At 74.0% G+C, this 19506-nt stretch carries 16 protein-coding genes and 1 pseudogene; 2 read left to right on the forward strand and 15 right to left on the reverse strand.

The genetic code is table 11. The features are described 5' to 3' along the window. Positions 1-42: 42 nt before the first annotated feature. From ACZ7D7_RS22775 to ACZ7D7_RS22800, 6 genes are all read right to left on the reverse strand, one after another. Complete coding sequence (locus tag ACZ7D7_RS22775; RefSeq protein ID WP_470826525.1) at positions 43-594, reverse strand: shikimate kinase; 552 nt, start codon at positions 592-594, stop codon at positions 43-45. Beyond that, the gene (gene aroC / locus ACZ7D7_RS22780; RefSeq protein WP_470826526.1) at positions 591-1775 is read right to left on the reverse strand and encodes a chorismate synthase; all 1185 of its coding nucleotides are present in this window, start codon (positions 1773-1775) and stop codon (positions 591-593) included. The genes ACZ7D7_RS22775 and aroC overlap by 4 nt, the downstream gene beginning before the upstream one ends. Beyond that, entirely contained in the window at positions 1744-3687 is a 1944-nt protein-coding gene (locus ACZ7D7_RS22785; RefSeq protein ID WP_470826527.1) for an anthranilate synthase family protein, read from the reverse strand. Before ACZ7D7_RS22785 ends, aroC begins: the two co-directional genes overlap by 32 nt. Next, the gene (locus tag ACZ7D7_RS22790; protein ID WP_470826528.1) at positions 3684-4307 is read right to left on the reverse strand and encodes an isochorismatase family protein; all 624 of its coding nucleotides are present in this window, start codon (positions 4305-4307) and stop codon (positions 3684-3686) included. Before ACZ7D7_RS22790 ends, ACZ7D7_RS22785 begins: the two co-directional genes overlap by 4 nt. Positions 4308-4361: 54 nt before the next feature. Further along, positions 4362-5132, reverse strand: a complete 771-nt coding sequence (locus tag ACZ7D7_RS22795; protein ID WP_470826659.1) for a 2,3-dihydro-2,3-dihydroxybenzoate dehydrogenase — start codon at positions 5130-5132, stop codon at positions 4362-4364. A 136-nt stretch (positions 5133-5268) separates the two neighbouring features. Beyond that, positions 5269-6441 (reverse strand): 3-deoxy-7-phosphoheptulonate synthase, encoded by a 1173-nt coding sequence (locus ACZ7D7_RS22800; RefSeq protein ID WP_470826529.1) that lies wholly within the window; start codon positions 6439-6441, stop codon positions 5269-5271. Between the two features lie 970 nt (positions 6442-7411). On the opposite strand from ACZ7D7_RS22800, the gene ACZ7D7_RS22805 reads away from it, so the two are divergent. Continuing rightward, a complete protein-coding gene (locus ACZ7D7_RS22805; protein ID WP_470826531.1) occupies positions 7412-8563 on the forward strand; it encodes a transaldolase family protein in 1152 nt (383 codons plus the stop codon). Positions 8564-8587: 24 nt separating this feature from the next. Here ACZ7D7_RS22805 and ACZ7D7_RS22810 read toward each other — a convergent pair. The 3 genes and pseudogenes from ACZ7D7_RS22810 to ACZ7D7_RS22820 all read right to left on the reverse strand — a co-directional run. Continuing rightward, positions 8588-8665 (reverse strand): annotated as a pseudogene (locus ACZ7D7_RS22810) (VOC family protein); the annotation flags it as partial. Positions 8666-8668: 3 nt separating this feature from the next. Beyond that, entirely contained in the window at positions 8669-9409 is a 741-nt protein-coding gene (locus tag ACZ7D7_RS22815) for a class I SAM-dependent methyltransferase (protein WP_470826532.1), read from the reverse strand. A 115-nt stretch (positions 9410-9524) separates the two neighbouring features. Beyond that, entirely contained in the window at positions 9525-10457 is a 933-nt protein-coding gene (locus ACZ7D7_RS22820; RefSeq protein ID WP_470826534.1) for an ADP-ribosylglycohydrolase family protein, read from the reverse strand. 122 nt (positions 10458-10579) lie between these two features. On the opposite strand from ACZ7D7_RS22820, the gene ACZ7D7_RS22825 reads away from it, so the two are divergent. Further along, complete coding sequence (locus tag ACZ7D7_RS22825; RefSeq protein ID WP_470826535.1) at positions 10580-11059, forward strand: diadenosine tetraphosphate hydrolase; 480 nt, start codon at positions 10580-10582, stop codon at positions 11057-11059. A 52-nt stretch (positions 11060-11111) separates the two neighbouring features. Here the strand turns inward: ACZ7D7_RS22825 and ACZ7D7_RS22830 are convergent, their stop codons facing one another. The 6 genes from ACZ7D7_RS22830 to ACZ7D7_RS22855 all read right to left on the reverse strand — a co-directional run bounded on the left by ACZ7D7_RS22830 (position 11112) and on the right by ACZ7D7_RS22855 (position 19506). Continuing rightward, complete coding sequence (locus tag ACZ7D7_RS22830) at positions 11112-12842, reverse strand: class I adenylate-forming enzyme family protein (RefSeq protein ID WP_470826537.1); 1731 nt, start codon at positions 12840-12842, stop codon at positions 11112-11114. Next, on the reverse strand, positions 12842-14590 hold the full coding sequence (locus tag ACZ7D7_RS22835; protein WP_470826539.1) for a CoA transferase: 1749 nt from the start codon (positions 14588-14590) through the stop codon (positions 12842-12844). The genes ACZ7D7_RS22830 and ACZ7D7_RS22835 overlap by 1 nt, the downstream gene beginning before the upstream one ends. A gap of 117 nt (positions 14591-14707) precedes the next feature. Beyond that, the gene (locus ACZ7D7_RS22840; protein ID WP_470826540.1) at positions 14708-15568 is read right to left on the reverse strand and encodes a methyltransferase; all 861 of its coding nucleotides are present in this window, start codon (positions 15566-15568) and stop codon (positions 14708-14710) included. 16 nt (positions 15569-15584) lie between these two features. Then, entirely contained in the window at positions 15585-17192 is a 1608-nt protein-coding gene (locus tag ACZ7D7_RS22845; protein WP_470826542.1) for a class I adenylate-forming enzyme family protein, read from the reverse strand. Further along, a complete protein-coding gene (locus tag ACZ7D7_RS22850; RefSeq protein ID WP_470826544.1) occupies positions 17189-18541 on the reverse strand; it encodes a protoporphyrinogen/coproporphyrinogen oxidase in 1353 nt (450 codons plus the stop codon). The genes ACZ7D7_RS22845 and ACZ7D7_RS22850 overlap by 4 nt, the downstream gene beginning before the upstream one ends. Beyond that, positions 18538-19506 (reverse strand): UbiA family prenyltransferase, encoded by a 969-nt coding sequence (locus ACZ7D7_RS22855; RefSeq protein WP_470826546.1) that lies wholly within the window; start codon positions 19504-19506, stop codon positions 18538-18540. Before ACZ7D7_RS22855 ends, ACZ7D7_RS22850 begins: the two co-directional genes overlap by 4 nt.

Consider the following 19506-nt stretch of genomic DNA (forward strand, 5'->3'; position numbering starts at 1 on the left):
AACTGCTCGCGCGAGGCGGGGAGTTCCGTACGAGCCGTCGGCTCACGTGCCGGACCGGTCGCTCGCTCGGGCCCCGGCACCGTCCAGGACCAGCGCCCGCAGGACGGCCGCCGCGACGTCCTCCGGTGTGAGCCCGCCGGTGTCGACCACCACGCGGGCCACCTTGGCGTACAACGGTCGGCGTGCGGCCATCAGGGTGCGCCACTCCCGGTGCGGGTCGGCGGCGGCCAGCAACGGCCGGGCGGAGTCCCGCCCGATCCGCCGGACCGCCTCGGCGGCTTCCACGTCGAGGAACACCACGGGCAGCCCCGCCAGCGACGCGCGCGTCCGGGGGCTGAGGACCGCTCCGCCGCCGAGGGCGAGCACCCCGTCGTGTTCGGCGAGCGCCCGGGCCACTGCCCGTTCTTCGATGGCGCGGAAGGCGGGTTCGCCGTCGTCGACGAAGATGTCGGCGATGGCCCTGCCCTGGGCGGTCACGATGTCGTCGTCGGTGTCGCGGTAGGCGACGCCGAGGCGGTCCGCGAGGAGCCGGCCGACGGTGGACTTGCCCACCCCCATCGGGCCGACCAGCACGACCAGCGGTGCCGGGCTCACCGGACGGCCAGGTTCTCGAGGTACGACGTGACGTTGCGGCGCGTCTCCACGACCGAGTCGCCGCCGAACTTCTCCGCCACCGCGTCCGCCAGCACCAGCGCCACCATCGCCTCCGCCACGATCCCGGCCGCCGGGACGGCGCACACGTCGGAGCGCTGGTGGTGGGCCTGCGCGGCCTCGCCGGTGACCACGTCCACCGTCCGCAGCGCCCGCGGCACGGTCGCGATCGGCTTCATCGCCGCACGCACCCGCAGCAGCTCACCGGTGGTCAGCCCGCCTTCGGTGCCGCCCGAGCGGCCGGTGGCGCGCTTGATGCCCTCGTCGGTGGTGAGGATCTCGTCGTGCGCCTTGGAGCCCGGCACCCGCGCCAGGTCGAAGCCGTCACCGACCTCGACGCCCTTGATCGCCTGGATGCCCATCAGCGCGGCGGCCAGCCGGGCGTCCAGGCGCCGGTCCCAGTGCACGTGCGAACCGAGGCCGACCGGGACGCCGTAGGCGAGGACCTCGACGACGCCGCCGAGGGTGTCGCCGTCCTTGTGGGCCTGGTCGATCTCCGCGACCATCGCCTTCGACGCGTCCTGGTCCAGACACCGCACCGGGTCCGCGTCCAGCCGCTCCACGTCCCCCGGGGTGGGGTAGACACCGTAGGGGGCCTTGGCCGCGGCCAGTTCCACGACGTGCGAGACGATCTCGATGCCGGCCGTCTCCTTCAGGTACGACCGTGCCACCGCGCCCAGCGCCACGCGGGCCGCGGTCTCGCGGGCGGAGGCGCGTTCCAGGACCGGGCGGGCCTCGTCGAAGCCGTACTTCTGCATGCCTGCCAGATCCGCGTGACCGGGGCGGGGGCGGGTCAGCGGCGCGTTGCGCGCGAGGCCGGCCAGGATCTCGGGGTCGACCGGGTCGGCGGCCATCACCTGCTCCCACTTCGGCCACTCGGTGTTGCCGACCATGACCGCGACCGGGGAACCCAGGGTCAGGCCGTGCCGGACACCGCCGAGGAAGGTGACCTCGTCCCGCTCGAACTTCATCCGCGCACCGCGCCCGTAGCCCAGCCGGCGCCTCGCCAAGTGGTCCGCCACCATCTCCGTGGTGATCGGCACGCCGGCGGGAAGGCCCTCCAGCGTCGCGACGAGTGCGGGACCGTGGGACTCACCCGCGGTCAGCCAGCGCAACCTGCTCAACGGCGCCCCGCTCCTTTCCCTTCGCGTCGGCGAGAACCTCCTTGATCAGGTCGCCGACGATGCGGACACCGTCCTGGGTGAGCACCGACTCGGCGTGGAACTGCATCGACGCGAAGTGCGGGCCGCGCAGGGCGTGCACCTCGCCCGTGTCGGCGTCGCGGCTGACCTCGACCAGGCCCACGCCCTCGCAGTCGACCTTGTCCTCCTGGCTGCGGGCGGCGAACGTGTTGTAGAAACCGACCCGTGCCGGCGCGCCGAACAGGTCGATCTCCTTCTGCACGCCCTGGTTGGGGACCACCCTGCGGACCAGGGGGAAACCGAGCAGCGCGCAGAGCGTCTGATGGCTCAGGCAGACCGCGAGGAACGGGCGCCGCGCGTCCAGCAGCGCGCGGACGGCGCTCCGCAGGTGGGCGATCTTGGGGTGTCCGGTGTCACGCGGGTCACCGGGTCCGGGCCCCATCACGACGAGGTCGTGACCGCCCGTATCGTACGGCTCGTCGAACCGGCGGACCGTCACCCGCAGCCCCATCGACCGCAGTTGGTGGTCGAGCATCGACGTGAACGTGTCCTCGGCGTCCACCACCAGCACCCGGCGCCCGATCAGTGCCGGATCCGGGCGCGCGTCCCGGCCGCTGTCCGCCAGCCAGAAGCCGGCGAGGGTGGCGTTGCGCTCCTCCAGCGCCGCACGGACCCGGGGATGGTCCCCGAACCGGGAGGGCCCGTCGGACTCGATGGCCGCGAGCAGCCCCGCCGCCTTCGCCGCTGTCTCGGCGACCTCGCTCGCCGGATCGGAGTGCCGTACGAGCGTGGCGCCGACCCCGATGCGCACCCGGCCGGTGTCGGCGATGTCGGCGGTGCGGATCAGGATGGCGGAGTCCAGGGCGCGCTCGCCCCGCGCGTCACGGCCGACGAGCGCGACGACGCCGCTGTAGTAGCCGCGGCCCTCGGGCTCGTAGCGGCTGATGACCCGGCAGGCGTTCTCCAGCGGGCTGCCGGTCACGGTCGGGGCGAACAGCGTCTCGCGGAGCATGTCCCGCGGGTCACGCGTACTGCGTCCCTCGATGAAGTACTCGGTGTGGGCGAGGCGGGCCATCTCCTTGAGGTACGGTCCGACCACCCGGCCGCCCGCGTCGCAGATGCGGGCCATCATCTTCAGTTCCTCGTCCACGACCATGTACAGCTCGTCGGCCTCCTTGCGGTCGGCGAGGAAGTCGAGCACCTGCGGCAGGGTCGGGCCCGTGGACGGGTAGCGGTACGTCCCGCTGATGGGGTTCATCACCGCCGTGCCCTCGCGCAGGCTGATGTGCCGCTCGGGGGTCGCGCCGACCAGCGTGCGGGAGCCGGTGTGCACCAGGAACGTCCAGTAGGCGCCGGACTCGCGCTGGAGCAGGCGCCGGAACACGGCCAGGGCGTGCCGCGGCGTGTAGCCGGTGATGTCGGCGGTGTAGGTGCGCTTGATGACGAAGTTGGAGCCCTCGCCGCTGCCGATCTCGTCCGTGACGACCCGGCGGACGACGTCGGCGTACTCCTCGTCCGGCAGGTCGAACCGGCCGCCGGACAGCTTCACGGGCAGGTCCGCGATCCGGGCCAGCACCTCCGTCACGGGCACGGTGCCCTGCTCGGCCACGGTCATCGCGAGCAGCGGCGTGCCGTCGTCGGGAGAGGCGAACCCGCGCTCGGCGATCTGCCGGTACGGCACGAGCGCCAGGACCTCGTGACGGGGGCCGCCGTCCGTCTCCGGGGCGCCGGGCAGGGGCAGTTCGGCGAGGGAGCCCAGCTCGGCCGTGTCGCCGACGAGGACGTCCAGGATGCCGGGGCCCGTGGTCTCGGGGCGGTGCAACAGGGCGTACGCGGCCGGGGGACGTTCGCCCAGGATCCGGCCGAGCAGGTCGTCGCTCGGGGCGCCGGTCATGCCAGGACCTCCTTGGTGGTGACGACGACGGCGCAGCGCTGCGCCGCGTACTCCAGGGCCATCCGGTGGTGCCGCTGCGAGAAGTCGGCCACCGCGTCCGCCACCAGGAACGGCTGGATGTCGTGGGTGAACGCCTCGACGGCCGTCATCAGCACACCCACGTGCGCGTACACCCCGCACAGCACCAGCTGGTCGCGGCCCGCGGCCCGCATCCGCTCCAGCAGGTCGGAGCGGAAGAAGGCGCTGTAGCGCCACTTGGTGAGCCGCCAGTCGTCGGGGGCCGGCGCCAGGTCGTCGACCACCTGCCGGTCGTCGGGCGTGGTGCGCATGCCCGGGCCCCAGAAGTCCTTGAGCAGGCCCCGCTGTTCGTCGGTCATGCCGCCGGGCTGCGCCGTGTACGCCACCGGCATGCCGAGCCCGGCGCAGTGCTCGCGGACCAGCCGGGCGTTGCGCACGAGGTCCTCGCGCATGCCGCCGGGCAGGGGCCGCAGGAAGTAGCGCTGCATGTCGTGGACCAGCAGGACCGCGCGGGCCGGGTCGATGGACCAGCGGGCGACGTTGCCGGGCAGGTCGCCGGCCGTCGGCATCGGGTAGGGGGAGATCTCGGGTATGCCTGCCATGGACTTCTTCTCCTGGTCGCCGGACGTCTGGGGGGCGGCTTGGCTCGGGGCGGCCTACGCGCCGAGGGCGGCGCCGCCGTCGACGGTGAGTTCGTGCAGGGTGATGTGGGAGGCCTCGTCGGAGAGCAGGAAGACGACGGCGTGCGCGACGTCCGTGGGGTGGGCCAGCTTGCCCAGCGGGATGCCCACCCGGAACGCGTCGAGCTGCCCCTCCACCGTGTGCTTCGGGCCGGACTCGTCGCGCCACATCGAGGTGAGCATCGGGGTGCTGGTGGAACCCGGCGCCACGACGTTGCAGCGGATGCCTTCCCGCGCGACCTCCAGGCCGAGGCTCTTGGTGAACATCGTGGCCGCCGCCTTGGACGCGGCGTAGGCGGCCATCTGCACCCGCGGGGTCGCGGCCGCGTTGGACGCGACGGTGACGATCGCGCCGCGCCGGCGCGGCAGCATCCGGTTGACGACGGCCCGTGACATCAGGAACACGCCGGTGGCGTTCACGGCGAACGTCGTCGCCCAGTCCTCGTCGGTGAGGTGGCGCGCGTTGCCCAGCCGCAGCACGCCGGCGCCGTTGACCAGGTACTCCAGCGGGCCGAGGCGCCGCTCCGCCTCCTGGACCACGGCGTCGACGTCCCTGCCGCTGCTGACGTCGGCGGGGAGCGCCTGCGCCTCCAGGCCGTCCGCGCGCAGTTTGGCGACCACGCGCCGCAGCCGGTCCGCGTCCCGGTCCACGGCGGCAACCACCGCGCCGCGTTCGCCGAGGGCGCGGGCCACCGCCTCGCCGATGCCGCCCGCCGCTCCGGTCACGAGTGCGACCTTCCCGTCCATCATCAGGACCTCCTCATCTGCGTGTCTGGCTGCCGGCCGTGTACGTGCTGATCAGGGTGGTGTCGTTCGGGGTGTTGGTGGGGCGGTGGATCTGCGGGGCGGCGGACCGATCGGTCGGTGGAGACCGGTCGGTGGGTCATCCGAGCCAGGCCGAGGCGACCGCGACCGCCTGGCTCGGGTTGAGTCGCGGATCGCAGTAGGACGTGTACTTGTCCGCCACGTGATCGACACAGGAGTCGGTGGAGGCACACTCCGTGACGTCGTCCGGGGTCGTCTCCAGGTGGAGCCCGCCGACGATGCCGCCCGCGGAGCGCACGGCCTCCTGGAACTCCTGGATCTCCCGCTCGATCGTCTCCACGAAGCGGGTCTTGAGACCGTTGGGCAGGGTGACGGTGTTGCCGTGCATGGCGTCCGTCAGCCAGATCACGGGATGCCCCGCCTCGCGCGCGGCGGCGGCGAGCCTCGGCAGCCGGTCGCCGACGGCGGAGGCTCCCATGCGGGCGATGAGGGTCAGGCGGCCCGCCTCCCGCCGCGGGTCGAGCCGTTCGCACAGCCCGAGCAGTTCGTCGACCGTCACGTTCGGGCCGATCTTGCACGCGACCGGGTTCGCGACCCGCGACAACAGGGCGACGTGGGCGCCGTCGAGCTGCCGGGTGCGCTCACCGATCCAGGGCCAGTGCGTGGAGGTGAGGACGAGCCGCCCCCGCTCGTCGCGCCGGACCAGGGGGAGTTCGTAGTCCAGGATCAGGGCCTCGTGGCTGGTCCACACCGGCGGTTCCAGCCAGCGCCGCCGGGCGGCGTCCCGCCAGCCGAGATGGACCATGATCTCGCGGGCGGCCTGGTAGCAGCCCAGGATGCGACGGGGATCCGGCCGCCGGCTCTCCGGGTCGGGCTCCGGGCCGTTGACCATGTGACCGCGGTAGGACGGCAGTTCCACGCCGCCCACCAGTTCCGTGGCGCTGGAGCGCGGCTTGCCGAACTGCCCCGCGATGCGGCCCACCCGGATCACCGGTTTGTGCGTGATCATCTTCAACGCGCCGACCAGCAGGTCGAGTACGGCGGTCTTGCGGGCGACGTAACCCGGCGTGCACTCGGCGGGATCCTCGGCGCAGTCACCCGCCTGCACCACCAGGGCCTCGCCGGCGGCGACGCGGGCCAGCAGCGACCGCAGGGTGTCCACGTCCCGCGCGTCGACGAGTGCCTCCCGGTCGGCGAGTGTGCTCCTGATCTGCCGCACCCGTTCCGCATCACCCCACTCGGGTTGTTGCCGGGCCGGTATGTCCTGGATGTCGAGCAGCGCGTCGTCCACTGGTGTCTCCTTCGGCGGATGCGTGACTCCGGCGCCCACCGCCGGGTCGGTCAAGTCCCTTGATCTGTGCGGCCGTTCGGGTGTCGGACGTGGGCCGGCGGATCGGGCACACCGCCGTGAGCCGGTGGCCGTCGGTCACCGGGGAGTCGAGGACGGAGCCCACCGGGGGGCGGCGGGACTGCCGGCGGGCCGCGGCCGGCTCTCCCGGAGGACGACCGGCCCTCGGAGGTGAACCGGAAGATGCCCGGAAGGCGAGCCGGACACCGCAAGGCGACGGCCGGCCGCGGAGCGGTTCCAGGAGGTGAAATGAGCCGCGGCCGGAAGCCGGTCCGGGCCCGCCGTCGACGGGAATAGTTTCCGTTTCGACCAATCCACTTCGGTGCCGGTGGTGGAGTCCATTGGCGCCTGCAATGGAAGCGTTATTCACCCCGGAAGGGGACTTTCTCGCTCTCCCCGCGCCGGCGGCGGAGGTGGAAAGCGGGAACGCGCGTCACGGCCCCGTTCGCGACCCCATTGCGCCCGGCGGCCGGAGAGCGGCCCGACGGGCCGCGCGGGCCGGACCCTGCCCCGGCCGGGCCCGGAAAACAGGTCGTCCGCCCAGGTGGCGCGCGCCCGGACGGCGTTCGAGGAGCGAGTTACGGACAGTTCCGACGACGGACTCGGTGAAGACGGCGAAGGCGGCGACGTGACTCATGAGCATGGTGCTCCCTCGGCAGACGGAGCGGCCGCGCCGACATTCCGTGTCGAACTCCCGGCCGACTGTTCGCCTCCAGATCCTGAGCCGAGAGCAAAGGTCTGGCCAATGATGATCGACGCACTCCGTCAAATAGCCAGTACTTCATCAAGTCGATGCGAGAACCACTTTGCGCCAATCTGCCACGTCACCCGTAGTTCATCTCCAACACAGCTGGATAACCTCGATCCTGATGTTCGAGCCCGCGACCGACGCACCAAGGAGTGACGACCCGTCATGTCGGACCGGCTGAGCCCACCGGGCGCGCTGGAGCTGGACGAACTGGTCGCGGAGGGGGTCTCCCCGTGGTGGGACGGACTCAGTCGCGGCCACCTGACCTCCGGGCGGCTGGCACACCTCGTCGCGCGCACCGGGGTCCGGGGCGCCACGTCGGACCCGGCCGCCCTCGCCGCGGCGGTCCGCACCGAGGACGCCTACCGCGAACAGCTCGCCGGCCTGGCGTCCGACGACATCTGTGCCGCCGACGCGGTGCGGGCCGTGACCGTGCGCGACATCCGCCGGGCCTGCGACGAACTCCTGCCCGTCCACCGGGCCACCCGCGGACTCGACGGCCTGGTGTCGATGGACCTGGACCCACGGCTCGTCGGCGACCCCGAGTCGGCGGTCGCGGAGGCGGAACGGACCCTGCGCGCCGTGAACCGGCCCAACGCGATGGTGAAACTCCCGGCCACGGCCGACGGAATCGCCGCGATCAGGGAGTGCGTCGGCGAAGGAATCCCGGTGCACGTCACCGCCGTCTTCTCCGTCTCGCGCTACCGCCAGGCCCTCGACGCCTACGTGCACGGCCTCCTGCACGCCCGAGCCACCGGACGACGCCTCGACGTCCTCTCCTCCGTCGTCTCCCTGCCCGTCGGCCTCCTGGACGACGAAGTCGACGCGCGCCTGGAGGAGTTGGGCACCCCCGAAGCACTGGCGCTGCGCGGGGAGGCGGCCGTGGCGAGCGCCTGCCTCCTCTACCAGGTCTACGACGACTGGTTCGGCGGCGGCCACTGGCGCGCCCTGGCCGCGGCCGGCGCCCACCCGCAACGCCTGATGTGGACGGCCACCACCGCGCGCGACCCGGCGGCGAGCCCCACCCGCTACGTGGAACGGCTCGTCACCTGGGGCACGATCAGCGCGATGACCCTCCCCACCCTGGAGGCCGCCACCCACCGCCTCGCCCTGTGCGGCGACACCCTGATGGGCCGCCACCACTCGGCCCGCGACCTCTGGGACCGCCTCGAACGCCTGGGCGTCGACGGCGACGCCACGGCCCGCAAACTGGAAACGGACAACGCCCGACGCCGGGCCGAGGCCTGGGCGGACCTGCACGAGGCGGTCGACGCGGGCCGACGGAACGCGCACCGGGCACTCTCATCCGGAGACTGAGAACGGCCCTGTGCCGAGGGCGCGAGCACGCGGCCGGGCTGCTTCCGCGGCTCTGTCGTCACCCGGGTACGGCAGCAGGCCGAGGCGCACGCGGTCCGGCACGGCCTACGGCTTGTGGGCCACCCAGAGGAGTTCTGCCGGCCAGCGGTGGGCCCAGTCGGGTGGGTCGGTTTCGTTGTAGCCGTTGGGCGTTCCGGGCTCGGGCCGCGGCTCGACGAGGTCGTCGATGACGAGACCCGCGCCGCGCAGAACCCTGACCCAGCCGCCGTACGTGAGCTGATAGCTGGTGGCGCCGTCGTCCTCGGCGATGGTGTCCAGCCCGAAGTAGTCCTGCCGCAGCGTCGTGGTCACGCGGCCCGCGGCTTGGTCGTAGCACGCTTCGAACCAAGGGCTGGCGACGTTGAACACCAGGCGCCCGCCTGGCCTCAGGACACGTGCGGCCTGCGGAACGGCCAGATGCGGGGGCGCCCAGCTGAGCCCACCGAAGTCGCAGAACACCAGGTCGAAGCTGTCGTCGGCGAGGGGGAGCCGTTCGGCGGCGCCCTGCACCAGCGGGTAACGGGCCGCTCCCATCGCCCGGGCCGCCGCGGCGAGTTGGGCCTCGGACAGGTCGAGCCCCACCACGGCAGCACCCTCGGCGGCGAGCGCCCTGGACCACTGGCCGGCACCGCAGCCGAGTTCGAGGACACGCATGCCGGTGACGTCGCCCAGGGCGCGCAGGCGCGCGTCGGGGATGGAGTACATACCCCACAGCCGGGGTGCGGCGCCGATGCGCGGGTCGTGCTCGTGCTGATAGGCGCCGCTGATCCGGTTCCAGAACCGCCGATTGGCGGGGACGCTGTCCACGCGCCGACTTCAGCACTGCCTGCCGGGGGCGGTCAAGGAGAGGAAAGACACTGCCGCCCTGGCACGGCCTGTGATCCGCCGCGCGAGCCCTGGCGGCGAACAGTCATCTCCACGGTCACCCGAGCCGGTGCGCGAGTTCCCTCAGCTCGGCCACCCGGAGCACTCGCCCGTCGAACCCCGGCAGCGGGACGTGCAAGGGGTCGGTCCAGCGCACAGGGATGGCATCGAGACCGTAGTACGCCCCGGCGAGACCGCCGGTGACGGCGGCCACGGTGTCCGTGTCACCGCCGACATCGATCGCCGCGCGAAGGGCGTCCTCGAAGCCGGCCGTGCTGCGCAGGGCCCAGACCGCCGTCCCCAGGCAGGGCCAGACCGCGCCGTTGAACTCGGTGGCCCTGTCGGGGTGCCAGTCGTCGGCAAGGACCGTGGCATAGCGCTGACGGTGGTCGGGATGGACGTGGTCCAGGACGTCGGGCAGGGCGAAGAGCGGGTCGGCGCCCTCCAGCGCGAGGCGTACCAGCTCGTGGAAGATCGCCGTGCCTTCCCAGGCGGCACGGTCGCCGTGAGTAAGAGCCGCGATACGCCGGGCGGCATCCATCGTGACCGTCTGTCCGGCGGGAGCGAAGTGGACCGCGGACGTCGATGCCCGCATCAATGAACCGTTGCCGGCCGCACGCATGTTGACCTGGAAGTGAAGCGCGGCGGCCAGGTCCCACGGCATGCCGTTCGTGAGCACGTCCTCGGTCTGCAGGCCGATGTCCTTGGGCTCGGCCGCCGCCCACCGCTGGAACCGCGCGAAGATGTCCGGCAAGTCCAGCCCGCCCCGCTGCAGCAGCGACTCGGCGACGAGAACGGCCATCTGCGTGTCGTCCGTGGCCTCACCCGGATCCCAGCCGCCGCCCCCGCACATCTCGCCGCCGCCCCCGGGTTCAGGGAAGCGGGCGGAGAACGCACCTGGAGGGCCGAACTCGAAAGGCGCCCCCAGCGCGTCGCCCACGGCTGCCCCCACGACCGTCGCGACGACACGGTCCACGCGCTCCGAACGCACCACAGACTCCACACGCCCCTGCATCCCCGCAGACTAGTCGCGTCACCCTGCGGCCGTACCGGCACCGCCACCCGTGACCTCATGGCCAAGCACCGCTCGGCCCCCGTGGTTAGTGTCGAGCCATGACAGATGACTGGCGCAAGGATCGGATCGGGGCCGCTCTGCGGGGGCGGAACCCGACCGTGCTGCGGCGGCTCGCGGCCGGGTTCGCGGTGATCGGCGACGTCCAGTTCCTGCCGGGCTACTCGGTTCTCCTCGTGGACGAGCCGGGTGTGGAGCGGCTGTCCGACCTGCCGAGGACCCGGCGGCTGGCGTTCCTCTCCGGCATGGAGCAACTCGGAGAAGCGGTCGAGCGGGCGTGCCGGCGGCGGGATCCCGGCTTCCGGCGCGTCAACCTGGAGATCCTCGGCAACACGGACACGTTCCTGCACGCCCACGTCTGGCCGCGATTCGACTGGGAACCAACGGAGTTGGTGGGCAGGCCGGTGTGGCTGTATCCCCGTGACCGATGGAGGGAAGCGCGGTTTCGGCTGGGCCCGCAGCACGACCCGCTGCGCCGTGCGATCGGCAGGGAGCTGGACCTGCTGGGCGCGCCCGTCTGACGAGGGTGCAGGTGATGCTGGTGAACCGGGCCCGCGGAACGGAACGCCCCCGTCACTTCCCGGGGAGCGGTGGGCCAGAGGGGGACCTGGACGCCGTGAGGAGTCCCTGGCCGTCCGCTCGGGTGTGCAGTCGGCCGTCCCGCAGGGCCCGGATCGCCGATGTCGTCAGAGTGCGACGGCAGACCTTTCCCGTGGGACCGACTGGCATGTGCTCCGTGACCAGGAGGTACTCGGGGAACTTCCGTTTCTCCAGGCCGCGTTCGGCGAGGAAGTCCACGAGCTGCGGGAGGGTGGGGGCCGGGGCGCCGGGGGCGGGTCGCACGCAGGCGCAGAGCCGTTCGCCGTACTCCTCGTCGGGTACCGGGACGCAGACCGCCTCGGCCAGGCCGGAGTGGGTGCCGAGTTCACGTTCGACCTCCGCGGGGCTGATGGTCCGGCCGCCCCGGATCACGACGTTCTTCAACCGGCCCAGTACGTGCAGGCGCCCCTGGTCGCCGAATGTGCCGAGGTCGCCGGTGCGGACCCAGCCGTCGGCGGTGCGGTAGCGCCGGTCGAGGTCGGGTGCGGCGACGTGGCAGAGCGGCGTCATGGGGCCCCGGGCCACGATTTCGCCCGGCTCACCGACCGCGGCGGGGGTGCCGTCGGGACGTACGACACGGATGTCCGTGACGGCGGGGTTCGGCGTTCCCGCCGTGCCGTCGGCCGGGGCGCCCGGGGTGGCGGTGTGGCAGTTCACCCCGTCCGTGGAGCCGTACACCGTGATCACGTCCTGGCCGAACCTGGCCCGGCAGGCGGCCGCGGTGGATGCCGGCAACGCCGCCCCGCTGGACACCACGGCCCGCAACGAGGAGAGGTCCTCACCGGGCACGGGCGGCTGGTCCGCGAGTCTGCGGAGCATGGTCGGGACGGCGAACAGATGCGTGGGCCGATGCCCGGTCAGCGCCCTCAGCGCGTCGGCGGTGTCGAACCGCTCGCGGACGATCAGGGTGTCGCCCAGCGCCGCCAGTGTGACCGGGACGCCGAGCGAGCCGTACGAGGAGGCGAGCGGGACGAGCACGAGGTGCCGCCGGGGCCCGGCGTGCGCGGGGGTGAGCGCACGGACGTACGCGGCCCGGCCGCCGGCGAAGGCCTGGTGACTGTAGGCGACCATCCTCGGCTCGGCCTCCGTGCCGGAGGACACCAGGATCCGCGCCGGATCCCCGGCCTCCGGCCGCGCCGTCGGACGGAACGTGCCTGTCGCCCGCGCCGGATCGAGTGGTTGCGCGCCCCTCGGCACAGTGGGGCCGGTGACGAACACCGCCCGCAGCCAGGGCAGTTCCGCCGCGGTCGGCACGTCGTCGGGGTCCGCGAACACCGCCCCGGCGGCCCGGGAGCGGCCGAGGAGCGCGCGCGTGTCACGGTTCCCGCCGCCGGTCGGGTAGGGCAGGGCCACCGCACCGAGCGCGTACACGGCGAGTTCGGTGGCCGCGGCCAACAGGCCGTTGGGCAGTCGCAGCGCGATCACGTCCCGCGCGCCGAGACCGGCCGCCGCGAACCGTTCGGCGATCCGCAGGACCAGGGCGTACAGCTCCGCGTACGACACGGTTCCCGCGGAATCCACGACCGCGTCCCGTTCCGGCCGCGCGTGTGCGTGCCGCCGGAACAGGGCGAACAGGTCCTGGTCGCCGGTCAGTCCGCGTGCCGCCCAGGCGGCGCGGTCCCGTGCGGGGACGAGGTCGGGCAGCTCGAGCCCGTTCCCCGACCGCCACACGACACGGTCCGCCGGGGGGATGCCGGTGTCCATCAGGCCTCCTTGACATGCCACGGCCGGACCGGCCGGGCGTACGGCGCCCGCGCATCGGGCGGCAGGACCGACCGTGCGAAGGCGGGGTCGGTGGTGAGGTCGCGGAGATCGGTGCAGACGCGTACCGCGGGCAGCCCGGACTCGCGCAGCCTCGACAGCCACTCGCCGGTACCGCGCTCCCGCAGCCGGACGGGCAGGGACGCGACACCGCGCGCGCCGGTCACCCGGACCACCTCGTCGGGGCGTTCGCGTGCCGCGGCCCCCAGACACAGCAGCCCGTCCGCCGTCGGCAGCGGGCGGTCCAGCGGCGTGAGACGGACCCGTCGCTGCGGTCGCGGCACCAGAGCCGCGGCGGACAGCAGCGACGACTCGGCCCGGCAGCCGAGCCCCGTCCTCTCCCGGACGGCCACTCCCGCAAGCGCCGCCTGCGCGAGCACGAGACCGCCCAGGACATCGGTGAGCGTCATCAGCGACGGAGCCGGCCGCTCGCCGGCCGGCCGCACGGCGGTGGCCAGACCACCGTGCACCTGGGCGAGATAGTCCGTGCCGATCGGGGGACCGGCCCCGAGCGCGTCGCCGAACCCGGACGCCGAGGCGTACACCAACCCGGGGCGCACGGCCCGCAGCGCGGCGGCGTCCAGCCCGAACACCTCCGCCTTCCCCGGTGCCCACGTGTGCGTGAACACGTCGGCGCCCGACACCAGCTCCCGCACGGCGTCCCGGCCCCGCGGCGTGGTCAGGTCGGCCTCGAAGACCGCCTTGCCCGCGTTCAGCGCCGCGAAGCGGGCCGAGCAGTCGCCGGCCAGCGGGGGCAGGCCACGCATCGGGTCACCGCCCGGGGGCTCCACCCGGACCACCTCCGCGCCCAGGAGGCGCAGGACATGCCCGGCCATCGGCCCCTGGACACGCCGGGTGGACTCCACCACCCGCACCCCGCTCAGCGGCAGCGGACCGCCGGGCCCCCGGTGGTCCGGCACGCCGCACGTCGCGGGACCGTGCGTCTCGAGGACCCACGGCGGAACATCCGGCGCCCCCGTGTCGTCCGCAGGGACCACCACCACCGACACGCCGCTCGCCCGCCCCGCTTCCCGGACCTGCCGCACACTCACCGCGCGCGCCGCGTCGCGCAAGGCGTCCGGCAGCGGGCACACCGCGGTGGCGAACCGCTGCTGGAACGGCCCCCACCCACGCCCCGCCACCTTCGCCGGCACGCCGAGCCGCGCCCAGAAGGCCCGCCACGCCCCGGGGTCCAGCGTCTCGACCTCCACGTCCACGCCGTCGGCCGTGGTCAGCGTGGCCAGCCCCGGAGCGGCTGCCACGGCCCGAGCGGGCTCGCCCGGGGCGGCCTGCGCCGTCGCGGCCGCCAGATACTGGCCCACCGCGAGCAACGCCCCCTGCGCCAGTGAGGTGGAGGGCCGCCCCGCCGGGCGCCCGCGCCACCGCGCCAGCAGGCACGCCGTGGCGCCCTGCGCGGCCAGCACTCCCGCGACCGCCGACACGTAACCCACCGGCAGGGGCGACGGCTCGCCCGTGGTCCTGCCGTGCACGTGCATCACACCGCACGCCGCCTGCACGGCCCGCTCGTCGTCCGCGTCGATGCCCACCGGCCCACGCCCCGCGACAGCGAACTGCGCCTCCGCCGCCGCGGTGCCCGGCAGCCGGTCCAGCGTCCGCCGGAGCAACGCCCCGGCAACCGACGCCGCCGCCCCGGCGACCGCCGCCTCCGGCTGCTCGCGCACGACCGTCACCGGTTCCCCCTCACGTGCCCATGGAGACGGCGTCGTCGGTGCCGCGGGCCGCGTACCGATGGCGGACCGCCCGCCGCGCGCCGGGCAACAGCGAGGCGGGGTGGGGGACATGCGGCTTCACGGGGCCTCCCGCCTGGAGTCGGCGGCCGGTTTGCGGCCCTGGACCGAGTAGACGACGCTGCTGGTCGCGGCGAAGTCGGGGTGCCGCATCACGTCCCGCAGCCGCCGCAGCTCCGCGTGGCTGAAACCGGCCCGCAGCAGGCGCGGTTCGAGGTGGTGGGTGTGGTGCAGCTGGAGGCCGAGCGCGGCGGAGCCGGGTGTGCGCAGCTGGATGAACGGGCGTGGATCGACGCCGGTGAGCCCGGCGTCCCGCATGGCGGCCGCCGCCTGCCGCCCCCAGGTGGGGTCGCCGCCCCCGGCCCGCATCAGGTCCGACTTGGTGTCGAGGAACCGCTGGTACAGCTTGCCGTCCTCCTCACCGGGGGCGAGCAGCCAGGGCTCGTACGAGGTGTCGAACTCGTCGATCTGCAGCAGTCCGCCGGGTTTCAGGGAGCGCACCAACTTGCCGAGGACGGCGAGCCGTTGGGGCAGGTGCTGGAGGACGAGGCGGGCGACGACGACGTCGTAGGCGGATTCGGGCAGCGGGTCGGTGACCACGTCGTGGGCGAGCACGGTGAGACCGGCCCGGGCGGGGACGAGGTCGGGTTTGACGTCGGTCGCGGTGACCGAGCCGCCGGGGGCGACACGGTCGGCGAGCCAGTGGGCGACACTGCCGCCGCCCGCACCGATCTCCAGGCAGTGGTGGCCGGGACCCACCCCGGCGTCGCCGAGGCGGCCGAGGGTGATGGGGTCCAGGGACTCGCTGAGGAAGCGGTGCTGGTCGCCGCTGTGCGGGCTGTGGTTGTCGAAGACGTAGCCGTCGCGTGGCTCCGGTACGAGGGCGGGGACGGCGGGCGCGGGGGTGGCTTCCGGGCGCACGGGAAACTCCGATCGGTCAGGTCCAGCGGCCCGTGCCGCAGGTCGCGGCGAGGCCGGTGAGGTCTTCGAGGAGGGCCGTGCGGCGGACCTTGCCGGTACCGGTGCGGGGGATCGCGTCCCACGTGCGCACGACGGGCTCCGCCAGCGGGGGCAGGCCCTCGGCGGCCCGCTTCCAGCGGTCCGGGTCGAGCCGCCCGTCGGCGGTGACGACGACGGGCAGCGGATCGGCGCCGGGCCGCGCCAGCACGACGCACTCCAGGGCCTCGGGCAGCCGCTCCTCCAGCACGTCCTCGGCGTGCAGACAGCTCAGCACCGGCGAGTGGTCGACCTCCCGGTCCAGCAGCCGCAGACTGCCGTCCCGGCCGAGGACGCCGATGTCCCCGGTGTTCCACCACGGCCCGTGCAGCTTGGCCGCCCAGCGTTCGCTCTCACCGACGTAGCCGCGCGCGAGTGACGGCACCCGCGCGAGCACCAGGCCCGGCGACCCGGCCGGCACCGGACGGAAGGTGGCCGGGGCCACGATCCGCAGCCGGGTCCGCACCGGCAGCGGTCGCCCCGCGTTGCGCACGGCCGTCGAACCGGCCACCGCCCGGCGACCCGTGGAGCGGCGGGTGAGGAGCGAGTAGGTGAGCGGTCCCGTCTCCGTCTGCCCCCAGACCTGCACCCACACCGCGCCGGGTCGCGAACTGGCCGCCAGGTAGGAGCGGACGACCGGCGGGTGCACCGCGTCGTACGTGCTGATGTAGACGCGCACGTTCCGGAACGGGTTGTCCAGCCGCTCGGTGAGCGGCCTGAAGCGGACGAACCGCGAGGGCAGACCCTCGGCCACCGTCGGCGGATGGGCCCGCAGCAGCGGATCGACGGCGTCGGCGTCCTGCCCCGACACGATCGTCAGGGTGCGCGGTGTCAGGCACAGGGTGGCGGCGGTCCAGGCGAAGGTGCGGCCGTGCGGATAGGCGCTGGCGTTGAGCACCGTGTCGCCTCGGCGGATCGCGATGTGCGGCAGCCGTGTCGCCTCGGGACGGGCCAGTTCGTGGATCAGCGTGCGGGTGGAGTGCCGGACCAGCTTGGGCACCCCGGTCGTGCCGGAGGTGTGCGTGACCACGAGCGGCGCGTCGTCGTCGCGGCGCCGCGGCCCGGGGACGCGGTGGCCGCGCAGGTCGTCCAGGCGGAGCACGCCCGGCGGGACGTCGCCCGCACGGTCCAGGACGACGGTGGTGCGGGCGTGCCCGCCCGGACCGGCGCCGGCCGCGCGGGCCGCGTCGAGCACGGCGAGGTCGGTGACCAGCACGTCGGGGGAGCAGCGGGCGAGGAGAGTGCGCAGGACGTCGGGTGCCAGGTGCGACGACAGCTTCACCGGTACGGCGCCGAGGCGTACGGCGGCGCAGGCGACGAGGTCGTAGTCCCAGTGGTTGGCCTTGACGATCGCCACGGTGTCGCCGGGCCCGGCCCCGGCCTCGGCAAGGGCGCCGGCCGTCTCCCGCACCAGCACGGCCAGTTCGGGCACCGTCCAGTGGGTGCCCAGGTCGGGCGCCAGGTCGAGGGGGCGGTCGAGGACGATGCGGGTGGGAGTGCCGGCGTCGGCGAGTTCGTCGAACAGGACCCCCATGTCTCCGGGTTTCACGCGGCCTCCTGAACAGGTGCGGGTGCGGACACGGGTGCGGGGCGCCGGCTCATGACGCGGGAGGCGGCGAGGGCGCCGGACCGTACGGCACCCTCGCTGGAGGGCCGGGCGGCCACCCAGTCGCCGGCGTACTCGACGCTGCGGGCCGGCCGCGCGAGGAACGCCGGCCGTTCGGCGAGGGCGCGCGGGGTGAACTCCGGCATGGCGTCCGGCCAGTGCACCAGCAAGTGGTCCACGCAGGCCGCGCGCAGCCCGGGGACGTAGCGCTCGGCGGCGGCCGTGAGCCGGTCGGCAGCCTCCCGCGGGGACAGCGCCAGCAGTTCGGGGATGCGCGGCGGAGCCGCCATCAGCCCGAGCAGGCCCCGGCCGACGGGGGCCCGGTCGGGGCAGCGGAGGTGGTCGGCGATGACGCCGGCCAGCGTGCTGTCCTCGCAGGCGGGTGTGAGCACCGCGTAGGAGCGCGGGTCGGGTGCCAGGGGGCGGTCCAGCGCGCACATCACCTTCAGCATCGGGCGGAAGGTGCTCGCGGCGAGGTAACCGGCCTCGTCCGCCGCCGGGTTGGCGTGCAGGCGCGCGGCGACCGGGGCGGGGACGGCGAGGACGACGTCCCGCGCGGTGAGGGTACGGCCGCCGACCGTGAGGCGGGCGGTCGCGCCGTCGTCGGTGACCTCCTCGACGCACTGCCCGGTGACGACGTCGAGGTCGTCGGCCAGGCGGCGGGCGAGCAGGTCCATGCCGCCCGGGTAGGCCCGCCAGGCGGAGACCGGGCCGACGGCGAGCAGCAGCGCGACGAGGGGGGCCGCGGCGCTGCGGGCCGGGTCCCAGCCGAAGAAGGCACGGGTGAGCGGGTCCAGCAACCGGTCCAGCAGCTCCGGGTGGTAGCGGCCCGCGAGGTCGGCGACGGTCGCACCGCCCAGCGGCGTGCGCTCGGGGTGGTCGTGGTCGAAGACGGCCCGGTGGCGCGCGGACCAGGCCAGGAACCGGGCCAGGGACAGCCGGGCGGCGGGTCCCAGGCCGGCACCCGTGAAGACGGCCGCCGGATCGCCGACACCGCGATGCACCCGGCCGGCCCGCCAGGCCCCCATCGGCCGGCCGCTGTGGTGCAGCGCGTCCGCGGTGATGCCGCAGCGGCGCAGCAGTTCCCACGTCGCCCGGTAGCCCCGCAGGGAGATCTGCTCGGCACCGGTGTCGATGAGGTAGCCGTCGCGGCGCAGCGTGCGCATCCGGCCTCCCACGGTGCTCTCCGCCTCGAAGACGCGCACGTCCCGCCCGGAGCGCCGCAGTTCGTGGGCCGCGGCGAGACCGGCCATGCCGGCTCCCACGACGGCCACATCCAGGTCGGTGGTCATACGGCGGCTCCGGTGGCGAGGAGAAGGAGGTTGGCGGTGACGAGCAGGGCGGTGGCGAGGCGGTGCGTGGTGAACCCGAGCCGCCGGGCGGGCATCGTGCGGCCCCGGCGGAACCCGGTGACGTACTGGACGGCCCGCAGCGCGGTGGCCGGCAGCATGACCAGCGGGAACCACCAGGGTGCGATCCCGGCCGCGCTCGCGGCGACCCCGACGGCGAACTCCAGGACGCACAGCGCGGCGACGAACCGGGCGTTGCCCCGCGCGCTGGTGAGGGCGGCGACGGTCGGCCGGCCGACCGCGCGGTCGCCCTCGACGTCGTTGGTGTTGGAGTACACGCCGAACATCAGCGGGCCGAAGCCGAACAACACCGCCTGAACCAGCAGGAATTGCGGCCACGAACCGGTCGTCAGGCCGTACGGCGCGAGCACGAATCCCGCGCCGATGGCCACGAGGAAGGCCTCCTGGAAGCCGTGGTAACTCAGCTTCAGGCCCCACGAGTACTGCAACGCGCCCACGTACAGGACGGCCATCAGCAGAAGCGTTCCGGCGGGCCGGTGCGGAGCGACCGCGACGGCCGCCGCCCACAGCGCCGCGGCCCCGGCCGCCGCCGCCACGGCGAAGCCGCGGGCCTCGCGCAGCGTCAGCGCCCCGGAGACGAGCGGCTTGCGCAGCCTGTTGCGCAGCGGGTGGTCGGTGCCGTAGTTGGCGACGTCGCTGCCGTCGAGGAAACCGGTGATGTCGTCGAGGGCGACCGACGCGGCCACCAGCAGCACCTCACCGGCGAGCAGCAGCGCGACGGCGGGCAGCGCGGCGGAGTCGAGGCCCGCGGTGGAGGCGGCCGCCGCCGACAGGGCGACGAATACGCTCAAGTAGTAGTCGTAGACGTCGAGTTTGCCGAGCCGGACGTAACTGCGCGGCCTGCTCTCGCCGGGCGGCGCGGACGCGGCGGCCTGGGTGGTGGTCAT

This window comes from Streptomyces sp. NPDC037054, assembly GCF_055606745.1.

Bases quoted from the DNA above. Each gene is read 5' to 3' on its own strand.
- ACZ7D7_RS22785 (WP_470826527.1), bottom strand. From the start codon at position 3,687: ATGACCGGCGCCCCGAGCGACGACCTGCTCGGCCGGATCCTGGGCGAA.
- ACZ7D7_RS22790 (WP_470826528.1), bottom strand. From the start codon at position 4,307: ATGGCAGGCATACCCGAGATCTCCCCCTACCCGATGCCGACGGCCGGC.
- ACZ7D7_RS22795 (WP_470826659.1), bottom strand. From the start codon at position 5,132: ATGGACGGGAAGGTCGCACTCGTGACCGGAGCGGCGGGCGGCATCGGC.
- ACZ7D7_RS22805 (WP_470826531.1), top strand. From the start codon at position 7,412: ATGTCGGACCGGCTGAGCCCACCGGGCGCGCTGGAGCTGGACGAACTG.
- ACZ7D7_RS22825 (WP_470826535.1), top strand. From the start codon at position 10,580: ATGACAGATGACTGGCGCAAGGATCGGATCGGGGCCGCTCTGCGGGGG.
- ACZ7D7_RS22830 (WP_470826537.1), bottom strand. From the start codon at position 12,842: ATGGACACCGGCATCCCCCCGGCGGACCGTGTCGTGTGGCGGTCGGGG.
- ACZ7D7_RS22850 (WP_470826544.1), bottom strand. From the start codon at position 18,541: ATGACCACCGACCTGGATGTGGCCGTCGTGGGAGCCGGCATGGCCGGT.
- ACZ7D7_RS22855 (WP_470826546.1), bottom strand. From the start codon at position 19,506: ATGACCACCACCCAGGCCGCCGCGTCCGCGCCGCCCGGCGAGAGCAGG.